The 11,170-nt window shown below is 74.4% G+C and carries 13 protein-coding genes and 1 riboswitch; of the genes, 5 read left to right on the plus strand and 8 right to left on the minus strand.

The features are described from left to right. Positions 1 to 175 precede the first annotated feature (175 nt). From SLAV_RS26635 to thiO, 3 genes are all read right to left on the minus strand, one after another. The gene (locus SLAV_RS26635) at positions 176 to 970 is read right to left on the minus strand and encodes a thiazole synthase (protein WP_030227958.1); all 795 of its coding nucleotides are present in this window, start codon (positions 968 to 970) and stop codon (positions 176 to 178) included. Between the two features lie 5 nt (positions 971 to 975). Further along, positions 976 to 1,176, minus strand: a complete 201-nt coding sequence (gene thiS, locus SLAV_RS26640) for a sulfur carrier protein ThiS (RefSeq protein ID WP_030227960.1) — start codon at positions 1,174 to 1,176, stop codon at positions 976 to 978. Then, positions 1,173 to 2,342, minus strand: coding sequence for a glycine oxidase ThiO (thiO, locus tag SLAV_RS26645; RefSeq protein WP_030227963.1), 1,170 nt, complete (start codon positions 2,340 to 2,342; stop codon positions 1,173 to 1,175). The genes thiS and thiO overlap by 4 nt, the downstream gene beginning before the upstream one ends. Further along, positions 2,340 to 2,452: riboswitch (TPP riboswitch) on the minus strand. Its footprint overlaps the gene before it by 3 nt. 112 nt (positions 2,453 to 2,564) lie before the next feature. Here thiO and SLAV_RS26650 point away from each other — a divergent pair. From SLAV_RS26650 to SLAV_RS26670, 5 genes are all read left to right on the plus strand, one after another. Next, entirely contained in the window at positions 2,565 to 3,797 is a 1,233-nt protein-coding gene (locus SLAV_RS26650; protein ID WP_030227966.1) for an NAD(P)/FAD-dependent oxidoreductase, read from the plus strand. Positions 3,798 to 3,882: 85 nt separating this feature from the next. After that, complete coding sequence (locus SLAV_RS26655) at positions 3,883 to 4,248, plus strand: Rv2175c family DNA-binding protein (protein ID WP_030227969.1); 366 nt, start codon at positions 3,883 to 3,885, stop codon at positions 4,246 to 4,248. A gap of 69 nt (positions 4,249 to 4,317) precedes the next feature. Then, positions 4,318 to 4,956 (plus strand): thiamine phosphate synthase, encoded by a 639-nt coding sequence (thiE, locus tag SLAV_RS26660; RefSeq protein ID WP_030227970.1) that lies wholly within the window; start codon positions 4,318 to 4,320, stop codon positions 4,954 to 4,956. 68 nt (positions 4,957 to 5,024) lie between these two features. Continuing rightward, positions 5,025 to 5,939, plus strand: coding sequence for a methylenetetrahydrofolate reductase [NAD(P)H] (gene metF / locus SLAV_RS26665; RefSeq protein WP_030227973.1), 915 nt, complete (start codon positions 5,025 to 5,027; stop codon positions 5,937 to 5,939). A gap of 49 nt (positions 5,940 to 5,988) precedes the next feature. Beyond that, entirely contained in the window at positions 5,989 to 6,888 is a 900-nt protein-coding gene (locus SLAV_RS26670; protein WP_030227975.1) for a chromosomal replication initiator protein DnaA, read from the plus strand. 16 nt (positions 6,889 to 6,904) lie between these two features. Here SLAV_RS26670 and SLAV_RS26675 read toward each other — a convergent pair whose 3' ends face one another. The 5 genes from SLAV_RS26675 to SLAV_RS26695 all read right to left on the minus strand — a co-directional run bounded on the left by SLAV_RS26675 (position 6,905) and on the right by SLAV_RS26695 (position 11,121). Then, positions 6,905 to 8,326, minus strand: coding sequence for a phytoene desaturase family protein (locus SLAV_RS26675; RefSeq protein WP_199922143.1), 1,422 nt, complete (start codon positions 8,324 to 8,326; stop codon positions 6,905 to 6,907). Positions 8,327 to 8,349: 23 nt separating this feature from the next. After that, a complete protein-coding gene (locus SLAV_RS26680; RefSeq protein ID WP_051840585.1) occupies positions 8,350 to 9,006 on the minus strand; it encodes a DUF4126 domain-containing protein in 657 nt (218 codons plus the stop codon). Between the two features lie 101 nt (positions 9,007 to 9,107). Further along, the gene (locus SLAV_RS26685) at positions 9,108 to 9,509 is read right to left on the minus strand and encodes an SCO2097 family morphological protein (protein WP_030227982.1); all 402 of its coding nucleotides are present in this window, start codon (positions 9,507 to 9,509) and stop codon (positions 9,108 to 9,110) included. A 294-nt stretch (positions 9,510 to 9,803) separates the two neighbouring features. Next, positions 9,804 to 10,562 carry a class I SAM-dependent methyltransferase gene (locus SLAV_RS26690; protein ID WP_030227984.1) on the minus strand — a complete coding sequence of 253 codons (759 nt, stop codon included), beginning with the start codon at positions 10,560 to 10,562 and terminating at the stop codon, positions 9,804 to 9,806. Positions 10,563 to 10,638: 76 nt separating this feature from the next. Further along, on the minus strand, positions 10,639 to 11,121 hold the full coding sequence (locus SLAV_RS26695) for an SAV_6107 family HEPN domain-containing protein (RefSeq protein ID WP_030227987.1): 483 nt from the start codon (positions 11,119 to 11,121) through the stop codon (positions 10,639 to 10,641). Positions 11,122 to 11,170 lie beyond the last annotated feature (49 nt).

Below are 11,170 nucleotides of genomic sequence, written 5' to 3' on the forward strand. Positions count from 1 at the left end.
ACCGGAAGGACGATGGGACTGACGGGAAACCCCCAAGCCTTCCCTGAGACCGTCCAGGGGGGACGCCCTCCCCGCCGGCCCTGGCCCGCAGGCCAGGGGGCGGGTGGGCAGCCGCCGCCCGGGCCCGGGAGGCCGAGGGGGAGACGGCCCGCCCGCGCCCGTACCCCCCACCCCCTCAGAACGCCGGGCGTTCCGGGTCGAGGGTGGCGCGGCCTTCCGTGGGGGAGGAGGCTTCGGCGAAGCGGCGCTGGGGGATGCGGCCGGCGCGGAAGGCGAGGCGGCCCGCCGTGACGGCGTCCCGCATGGCCGCCGCCATCAGGACGGGCGCCTGCGCGCGGGTGACCGCCGAGGCCAGCATCACCGCCGCGCAGCCGAGCTCCATCGCCAGGGCGGCGTCGGAGGCCGTCCCGGCGCCGGCGTCCAGGATCACCGGAACCCCGGCCCGCTCCGCGATCAGCTCGAAGTTGTGCGGGTTGCGGATGCCGAGGCCCGAACCGATGGGGGAGCCCAGCGGCATGATCGCCGCGCAGCCCACGTCCTCCAGCTTCCGCGCGAGGACCGGGTCGTCGTTGGTGTACGGCAGGACGGTGAAGCCCTCGTCGACCAGGACCTCGGCGGCGTCCAGCAGCTCGACGCCGTCGGGCAGGAGGGTCCGCTCGTCGGCGACGACCTCCAGCTTGATCCAGTCGGTGCCCAGGGCCTCCCGCGCCAGCCGGGCGGTGAGCACGGCCTCGCCGGCGGTGAAGCAGCCCGCCGTGTTCGGCAGGACCGCGATGCCGAGCCGGTCGAGGACGGACAGGACCGAGCCCTGCACCGTCGGGTCCAGGCGGCGCATGGCCACCGTGGTCAGCTCGGTGCCGGAGGCGACCAGGGAGCGTTCGAGGACGTCCAGGCTCGGGGCCCCGCCCGTGCCCATGATCAGGCGGGAGGAGAAGGTCCGTCCGCCGAGGGTGAAGAGGTCGTCGGCCATGGTGGTCAGCCCCCCTGCACGGCGGTGAGGACCTCGACGCGGTCGCCGTCGCCCACCGGGGTGTGCGGCCACTGGCCGCGCGGGACAACGGTCTCGTTGAGGGCGGCGGCGACGCCCTTGGGCGCCCGGGTCAGCGTGGCCACCACCGCGTCGAGGGTGGTGCCGGCCGCGACCTCGCGCGGCTCGCCGTTGACGGAGATGGTCATGCGTAGGTCTCCTGACGCGTGGTGGAGAAGCGGCGGGGGCTGAAGGGGCGGGCCACCTCCGGCACGGTGCCGGTGGCCAGCAGCTCCGCCATCACGTCGCCGGTGAGCGGGGTCAGCAGCACCCCGTTGCGGTAGTGCCCGGTGGCCAGGTGCAGTCCGGGCAGGTCGGTCGGGCCCAGCAGCGGCGCGTTGTCCGGGGAGCCGGGGCGCAGCCCCGCCCGGGTCTCGACCAGGGGGAGCTCGGTGATCCCGGGGACCAGCTCGTGGGCGTCGCGCAGCAGCTCATAGACCCCGCCCGCGGTGACGGTGGTGTCCCAGCCGAGTTCCTCGCTGGTGGCCCCGACGACCAGCTCGCCGTTCTCGCGGGGCACCAGGTAGACGTGGCTGCCGCGCACGACGGCCCGTACGGTCCGGGACAGGAACGGCGCGTACGCCGGCGGTACCGACAGCCGCAGCACCTGCCCCTTCACCGGCCGCACCGGCACCGCCACCTCCGGCGGCACGCCCTCCAGTCGCCCGCTCAGGGAGCCCGCCGCGAGCACGACCTGGTCGGCGCGCAGCTCCGTACCGTCCTCCAGTACGGCGCCCAGCGCCCGGTCGGCCCCGGTCAGCAGCCGGGTCGCGGCCGTCCGGTGGACGCCGACCCCGGCGCGCTCGCAGGCGGCCAGCAGTGCGGCCGCCAGCCGGCGCGGATCCACCTGGTGGTCCCCGTCGACGCGCAGCCCCCCGCGTACCCCGGGGGCCAGCATCGGTTCCAGGCGGCGGCACTCGCGGCCGGTGAGCCACTGCGACTCCAGGCCGCAGCGGCGCTGCAGGGCGTGGAGTTCCCGCAGGTGGAGGCGGTCGTCGGCGTCGAGGGCGACGGCGAGGGTGCCGCAGGCCCGGTAGCCGATGTCCAGGCCGCCGCTGGCTTCGGCGAGCTCGGCGGCGAACTGCGGGTAGCGGGCGGCGGAGGCCACGTTGAGCCCGAGCAGGGTCTCCTCGCCGTAGTGCAGTTCGGTGACGGCGGCGAGCATGCCCGCCGCGACCCGGGCGGCGCCCCCGCCGGGGTCGGGATCGGCCAGTACGGTGCGCAGTCCGCGCCGGGCCGCCCGCCAGGCGGTGACCAGGCCGATGATCCCGCCCCCGATGACGAGGACGTCGGATCCCTTCCGAGATGAGTGCATGGGCGTCCAGCCCCTCCCTTCGCCGGCATGACCCGGATCAGGTTCGTACGGTCGGAGGCCGGCCAGCCTCCCTCTCAGCCCGGTGCGCCCGGACTCCCGCGATAGGTACGGTGGCCAGACTAACCCCGGCGGGGGTGGCGGGTAAGGCTGCCTCCCCGGCGTCCGCCCGTACTTCCCCGCCCCCTGTTCCTGACGGGCCGTCAGTTCACTAGGCTGGGGCGGGTGAGCGAGCAGACGCAACAGACGAAGCCCGGAGTCGTGATCGTCGGCGCCGGAATGGCCGGTGTGCAGACCGCCGTGGCCCTGCGGGAGCAGGGTTTCGCCGGTCCCGTGACCCTCCTGGGAGCCGAACCCCACCAGCCCTACGACCGGCCCCCGCTGTCCAAGGCGGTGCTGCTCGGCAAGGCCGAGGAGGCCGCCTTCGACGTGGCCTTCGACGTGGACTTCGAGGAACTCCGCATCGACCTGCGCCTGGGCACCGAGGTCACCGGCGTACGGCCCGACGCGCACGAGCTCGACACCCCCGCCGGACCCGTCCCCTACGAGGTCCTGGTCCTGGCCACCGGAGCCGAACCGCTGACCCTGCCCGGCACCGGCGGCGTCCCGGGCGTGCACCTGCTGCGCACCCTCGACGACGCCGCCCGGCTGCGCCCCGTCCTGGCGACGGCCCCCGACCTCGTGGTCGTCGGGGCCGGCTGGATCGGCGCCGAGTTCGCCACCGCGGCCCGCGGGGCCGGCTGCGCCGTCACGGTGGTCGAAGCCGCGGACCGGGTCCTGGTCGGGGCCCTGCCCGCCGAGGTGGCCGCCCCGATGGCCCGGTGGTACGCCGAGGCCGGGGCCACCCTGATCACCGGGGCCGCCGTGGCCGGGATCGAGGAGGGCCGGGTCCGGCTCGCCGACGGCCGGGAGCTCGCGGCGGGGGCGGTGGTCGTCGGCATCGGCGCCCGCCCCGCCACGGGCTGGCTGGACGGCACCGGGATCGAACGCGGCCCCGACGGCTCGATCACCGCCGACGCGTACCTGCGCACCTCGCTGCCCGGGGTCTACGCGGTGGGCGACTGCTCCTCCTTCCCCTCCGCCCGCTACGGGGCCCGGCTGCTGGTCCACCACTGGGACAACGCCCTGCAGGGCCCCCGGGCGGTCGCGGCGAACATCGTCGCGGGGGAGCCCGTCCAGGCCTACGACCCCGTCCCGTACTTCTGGTCCGAGCAGTTCGGCCGTTTCGTGCAGTACGCGGGCCACCACGGCGGCGCCGACACCCTGCTCTGGCGGGGCGACCCGGACGCCGCCACCTGGTCGGTGTGCTGGCTGCGGGAGGGCGCGCTGGTCGCCCTCCTGACCGTGGGCCGCCCCCGCGACCTCGCCCAGGGGCGCCGCCTGATCGAGTCGGCCGTCCCCGTCGACCCGGCCAGGGTGGCCGACCCGGACGTCCCGTTGAAGTCCGCCACCGCCTGACGCGGAGGCCGTGCCCGGCCCGCCCCCTCCCCGGACGGGGCGGCTCGGGTACCGGCCGTCGGTCCGAGATGGCAGGCTTGTCCCCGTGACCGAGATTGACGCAAAGATCGACGCCCTTGTCCCCGCCTGGCTGTACCTCCCCGACATCGCGGAGATGCTCGACATCGAAGTGACCCGGGTCCGCCAGCTGGTCAAGGAAGGTCAGCTGCTCGCCGTGCGCCGCGGTGAGAACCGTTCCCTCCAGGTGCCCGCCCCCTTCATCGACGGCGACAAGATCGTCAAGGGCCTCGTCGGCCTGCTGACCGTCCTGCGCGACGACGGCTTCTCCGACGAGGAGATCCTGGAGTGGATGTTCACCGCGGACCCCACCCTGCCGGGCACCCCCGCTCAGGCGCTGAGCGAGAATCGCGGCACGGAGGTGAAGCGACGCGCCCAGGCGCTCGCCCTCTGACCGGCTGATCCACAGGTGTACGGGCCCGCGCCCGGGCCCGTACACCGCCACCACACGGGGGTACCACCCATGCAGCAGCTGTCCGACGCCCGGCTCTACCTGTGCACGGACGCCCGCAAGCGGCAGGGGGACCTCCCCGAGTTCCTCGACGCGGCCCTGTCCGGGGGCGTCGACATCGTCCAGCTCCGCGACAAGGGCATGGAGGCGGGCGAGGAGCTCGAACACCTGCGGGTCTTCGCCGAGGCCGCCCGCCGTCACGGCAAGCTCCTCGCCGTCAACGACCGCGCCGACGTCGCCCACGCCATCGGCTCCGACGTCCTGCACCTCGGCCAGGGGGACATCCCCGTCCCCGCCGCCCGCGCCATCCTCGGCGACCGGGTCCTGATCGGCCGCTCCTGCCACGCCGAGTCCGAGGTCGACGCCGCCGTCGCCGAGCCGGGCGTGGACTACTTCTGCACCGGCCCCTGCTGGCCCACCCCCACCAAGCCCGGCCGCCACGCCCCCGGCCTCGACCTCGTCCGGTACGCGGCCTCCCTCGGCCAGGACCGCCCGTGGTTCGCCATCGGCGGCATCGACGGCACGAATCTGGACGAGGTGCTGGACGCCGGGGCCACCCGCGTCGTGGTCGTCCGCGCCATCACCGAGGCGGCCGATCCCCACGCCGCCGCCCACGAACTCTCCAAGCGGATCCGCGCCCGGCTGGGTTAGTGTCCAAAAACGTGTCCAATGGATGGACAGCGCTTCGGAGTGCGCGAACGCCCGTCTAACCTGCCGGTATGGCCTCTGGTACCGCTTCCACCTGGTCGGACCGTGCGCACACGGTCCGCGACCTCCTCGCGTCCGGGCGCTCGTACTCCTTCGAGTTCTGGGCTCCGAAGACCGAGAAGGGCGAGCGCAACCTCTGGAACGCCCTGCGCCGCATCGAGGCGGTCTCCCCGAGCTTCGTCTCGGTCACCTACGGGGCCGGCGGCTCCACCCGGGGCGGCACCGTCCGCGCCACCGAGCAGATCGCCGCCGACACCACCCTGACCCCCGTCGCGCACCTGACCGCCGTCGACCACTCCGTCGCCGAGCTGCGCCACGTCATCGGCCAGTTCGCGGACGCCGGCATCCGCAACATGCTCGCCCTGCGCGGCGACCCGCCGGGCGACCCCATGGGCCCCTGGGTCAAGCACCCCGAGGGCGTGGACTACGCCGCCGACCTGGTGCGCCTGCTCAAGGAGTCCGGCGACTTCTGCGTGGGCGTGGCGGCCTTCCCCGAGATGCACCCCCGTTCGGAGGACTGGGACACGGACATCCGGCACTTCGTGGACAAGTGCCGCGCGGGCGCCGACTACGCCATCACCCAGATGTTCTTCGATCCCGAGAATTATCTGCGGCTGCGCGACAGCGTCGCCGAGGCGGGCTGCGAGACCCCGATCATCCCCGAGGTCATGCCCGTTGTGGGCATCAAGCAGCTCGACCGGCTGCCGCAACTGAGCACCGCGGTCTTCCCCGCGGATGTGAAAGAGCGCATGCTCGCCGTCAAGGACGATCCGGCCGCTGTACGCTCCATTGGCATCGAGTTCGCCACGGAGTTCTGCGCGCGGCTGCTGTCCGAGGGTGTCCCGGGGCTGCACTTCATCACGCTGAACAACTCCACGGCGACCCTCGAAATCTACGAGAACCTGGGCCTGCACCAGCGGGCCTGAGCGGCCGTCCCCGTTCCCGCGCCGACGGCCGTACCGAGAGGGGCCTTGCATGGGAATGACGGTCCTCTACATCGCGTTCGGCATCGTCGCGTTGTGGCTGCTAGCCGAGGTCCTGATGCAGTACAAGGCCCGGCTCCGCTGGCGCCTGCTCGCGTTCGCCGGATTCCTCGGCGTGGTGGCCGGAGTGGTGCTGCCCTCCGTCCTCGTGATCGCCGCGGGCGCGACCGCCTTCGCCGTCGGCCAGACCCTGGTGACGCTGTCCTTCCGCAAGGGCTTCGTGGCCGGCTGGGCGCTGCGCCGCGGCGGTGAGCCCGTACGGAAGGAGCGCGGCCGGCGCCGGTCCGGCGGAGCGCCGCGCCCGGCACCGCAGCTCAAGGTCAGCGACCTGGAGTACGGCTCCCAGGGCCCGGACGGCACGCCCGCGGACGCGAGCCCCGGCTCCGGTCCCGGTTCCGGCGACGAGGTGTTCACCCCGCAGCCGGTGCCCGAGGAGACGGGCTCGTACGGGATACAGAGTTTCGCCCCGGACCGGCCGGACGCCACAGCCCCGTTCGCCTCGCCCTTCACCACCGCCGAACAGGACGCCCACCAGTACGCGGCCTCCTACGACCCCGGCCAGGGCCAGGGCGGCTACGACTACACCGGCTACCCGGCGGGCGAACAGCAGGTCTACGCCGCCTACTCGGACCCGTACATCGGCACCGGCGGCGCGGTCACCCCGTCGGCCCCCGACAACTACCCCGACTACTCGGCCTACACCGCCTACCCGGCGTACTCCGACCCCGCCCAGCAGTACTCCACGGACACCCCGCCCGGCGGGGTCTGGGTGCCGCAGCAGCGCGGCACGGACAACCCGCAGTCCTACCCGGAGCAGGACCCGCAGGGCTACCCGTACCAGAACAACGGCAACGCCCACGGCAACGGCGACCAGGGGCAGTACCGCTACTGACGCGGGGCTCCGGGGCTCACTGGGAGCCCCGGAAGCCGTCCCCCTCCACGATCAGCCCGGCCACCAGGGCCCCGGTCATCCCGGCGTGCGCCAGCCCGCCGCCGGGGTGGGCCCAGCCGCCCGCCAGGTACAGCCCGGGCAGGGCCGTCGTGTTCGCGGGGTACAGCAGCCGCCCGCCGGCCCCGGCGAGGGCGGGCGGGGGCACCGAACCGCCGAGCGCGCCGGTGGCCGCCTCCACGTCCTTCGGGGTGCGCACCCGCATCCACAGCATCCGCGAGCGCAGCCCCGGGACGGCCCGCGCGGCGAGGTCCAGCAGCTCCTCGGGGTCCGGGACCGGCGCCCCGCCCGCGGGGCCGCACACCGCGGTCACGGTGACCGCCTCGTGGTCGGCGTCGGGCCGGGTGGCCGGGTCGTCCGGGCGCAGCACGGTCACGTCGAGCCCGGGGGAGTGCACCAGGGTGCGGTGGACGGCGTCGGCCGGGCGGGCGCCGCGCAGGGCCAGCAGCAGGGTCAGCCGCGCGGGCACCCCGTCCCCGCGGGCCGGAGCGCCGCCGTGCGGCCAGGACACGGACTTGGCCGGCAGCCGCCTCGGGTCGATCCCGCAGACGACGGAGTCGGCGGGCGCCTCGGTGCCGTCGCCCAGCAGCACCCCGGCCGCTCGGCCGCCCCGCGCCAGGACCTCCCGCACCGGGGTGGCGAAGGCGAAGGTGACCTTCCGCTCCAGGCAGCGTTCGTACACGGCGGTGGCCAGCTCCCGCATGCCGCCCCGGACGTACCAGCTGCCGAAGGTCTGCTCCATGTACGGCAGCGCGGCCGCCGAGGCGGGGGCGGCGTCCGGGTCCAGTCCGTACGCCCGCACCCGGCCGGCCAGCAGCTCCCCGAGGTGGCCGCCCAGCTCGCGCGCGGCCACCTCCGCCAGCGAGGGCGAGCGGCGGCGCAGCAGGCCGCTCCCGCGGAGCGCCGGGTAGGGGTCGCGGCCCAGGACCTGCCAGTCGGGGCGCAGCGGTTCCTCCAGCAGGGGGCGCCGGGTGGCGTCCCAGGTGTCGCGGGCGCGCCCCAGGACGGCGTTCCAGCGTTCGCCCGCGCCGTTGCCGAAGGCCCCGTCGAGGGCGGCCGCGACCCCGCCGCGCGAGGCGCCCGGCAGGGTGACGGTGGTGTCGCCCAGGACGTGGCGGACGGCCGGGTCCAGCTGGACCATGTCGACCAGGTCCTCCAGGGGCCGCTTGCCGGTCTTCACGAACAGGTCGCGGTAGACGGCGGGCAGGTGCAGCAGCCCGGGGCCGGTGTCGAAGGAGAAGCCGTCCTGCTCGTAGCGGCCCACCGATCCGCCGTAGGAGTCCCCCCGCTCGTACACCGTCACCTGGTGGCCCGCCACGGCCAGCCGGGCCGCCGTCGCCATCGCGCCCATGCCGGCGCCGATCACCGCAATTCTCGCCATGCGGCTGAGCCTATCGAGCGAGGTCAGGGCATCGGACCGGTGGTGCCCCCGGCATCGGGCGGGTGGGGGCCGGCGGCGGCGCGGACCTCGGCCCCCAGGCGCTTCTCCTCCCGCCGCCGGGCCCGGCGGCGGCGGAAGCGGCGGATGCGGCTCCACAGGTAGACCACGAGGGCCAGGCCGAGGGCGAGCAGGACGGCGGCGATGACCGCGGCGGCCTGCGGGTTGAACATGGCGAAGGTGACCAGGCCGGCCACCCCGAGGTCCTCGGCGGTGCTGACCGCGATGTTGCTGAAGGGTTCCGGCGAGGTGTTGACCGCCATCCGGGTCCCGGCCTTGACGAAATGGCTGGCCAGGGCGGTGGAACCGCCGATCGCCCCGGCCGCGATGTCGGTGAGGGAGCCGCTCTGCCCGGCCAGCAGGGCGCCGACCACGGCACCGGCGAGCGGCCGGATCACGGTGTGGGCGGTGTCCCAGAGGGAGTCCACGTACGGGATCTTGTCGGCCACCACCTCGCAGAGGAAGAGCACGCCCGCGACGATCAGGACGTCGGTGCGCTGGAGCGAGGCCGGGACCTCGTCGGTCAGGCCGGTCGCGCCGAAGACGCCGAGCAGCAGGACCACGGCATAGGCGTTGATCCCGCTGGCCCAGCCGCTGGTGAAGACCAGGGGGAGCACACTCACACGGGCATCATGCCGCAGGACGGGCGGCCCGGTGGGCGAAAGGGGTGAGGGGACGGCCGCCCCAGGGCGGCCGTCCCCTCACCGGTGGTGTCCGTGCGGGGCTACTGCCCCTGTTCGTCGCGGCGGCGCTGCCACCGTTCCTCGATGCGGTGCATCATCGACCGACGCTGGCGGTTCTGGCCTCGGGCCGATCCGCCGGTACTGCCGGAGACGGGCTGCTCGCCGGGCTTGGGTGCCTTGCGCCAACCGGTGACCACGAGGACCGTACAGGCCAGCATGACGAGGAATCCCACCACGCTGATCCAGAGCACTTCCTGCCAGATCACACCGGTCATGAGGAGCGCGATACCCACCACAATGCCTGCGACTGCCTGGTAGACCCGTCGCCGGGTGTACGTGCGCAGTCCACTGCCCTCAAGCGCTGTCGCGAACTTGGGGTCTTCGGCGTACAGCGCTCGCTCCATCTGCTCGAGCATTCGCTGCTCGTGCTCCGAGAGCGGCACGGGAGTCCTCCTCATCCGTCGGTCGCGGGGGGTAGCGACCAGGGGTCCCCTTCAGGATAGGCGGGGAATCGCCCCCGTGATACCCGCCCTCTACGCCACATTCTGCAAACCGCTGAGCCAACGAAACCGCGGTGGCGGTGAAGCGATGCGTCAAACGTACCGTCGCCAGCGCGGTCACTGAGGCGCTTATTCCCCAATGAGTTCTCCGCCATGCCGAACGGTGTCTCCGATCATACGGGGCGGAGCGTCGGTTCGGAGGGTGAGCGGCCGAGCCCGTCGGCGCAAGGCCGCAGATCAGGCGGGCTTCTCGCCCAGGACGTGCAGTTGGGTGGCCACCGCGTGGAAGGCCGGCAGTTCGGCGGCGGCCTCCTCCAGTCGCAGCAGCGCCTCCACCGCTCCGGGCTCGGTGTCGACCAGGACGCCGGGCACGAGGTCGGCGAAGATCCTTACGCCGTGGACCGAGCCGACCTCCAGGCCGACCGCGCTGACCAGCTCGCTGAGCTGCTCGGCGGTGAAGCGGCGCGGGACGGGGTCGCCGGAACCCCAGCGTCCGGCCGGGTCGGTCAGGGCGGTGCGGGCCTCGGTGAAGTGGCCGGCCAGGGCGCGGGCGAGGACGGCCCCGCCGAGTCCGGCGCCGAGGAGGCTGAGGATGCCGCCGGGGCGCAGGGCGGCGACCGTGTTGGCCACGCCCTCGGCCGGGTCGTCCACGTACTCCAGCACCCCGTGGCAGACCACCACGTCGTACGCCTCGCGCTCGACCACGTCCAGGAGGCCCTGGGCGTCGCCCTGGACCCCGCGCACCAGGTCGGCCACGCCGGCCTCGGCGACCCGGCGCTCCAGCCCGAACAGGGCGTTCGGGCTGGGGTCGACCACGGTCACCCGGTGGCCGAGGTGCGCCAGCGGCACGGCGAACTTCCCGGTGCCGCCGCCGGTGTCCAGCACGTCCAGGACGTCCCGCCCGGTCGCCTTCGCCCGGCGGTCGAGGGCCTCCTTGAGGACCTCCCACACCACGGCGGTGCGGAGGGAGGCGCGGGGGCGGGAAGTGTCCGACACGGCTGATGGCTCCTCGGCGCGTAAGGGTGGGTGAGCGGTGCGTGCCCCACCCTATTGCCTCGGCCGACCGGGCAGGTCATCCCGCGTGGGGACGCTCCGGCCGGGGCTGCGGGAGGGGCTGCGCCAGGGGCTGGAGCGCGAGCATCCGCTCCACCAGCCGCAGGAACATCCCGACCTCCCGTACGAGGTCGTCCGCGTCCCGGCAGCTCGCCGCGTCCGCTATCCCCGCCTCGGCCCGGGCCCGGCGGGCCGCGCCGGAGGCGAACAGGGCGCTCCACTCGGTCAGTTCCGGCGCTATCTCCGGGAGCACCTCCCACGCGCTGCGGATCCTGGGCCGCCGCCTCGGTCCGGTCGGCTCCGGCCGCCCGCGCGCGGCCAGTACGGCCGCGGCGGCGCGCAGCGCGGCCAGGTGGGCGGTGGCGTACCGCTCGTTGGGCCGGGGCAGCAGGGCCGCCTCGGCCAGGCCGCCGTGGGCCTTGGCGAGCAGGTCCAGGGCGGCCGGTGGTGCGGCCGACCTGCGCGGGACGGGGTGGACAGGGGACGGGGACGGTGTGGCCATGACGAACCTCCTGTCGTTGCGTGGTGCTCGGCGGTGGTGCGGTCGGCCG

Source organism: Streptomyces lavendulae subsp. lavendulae (genome assembly GCF_002803845.1).
GTDB classification, from domain to species: domain Bacteria; phylum Actinomycetota; class Actinomycetes; order Streptomycetales; family Streptomycetaceae; genus Streptomyces; species Streptomyces lavendulae.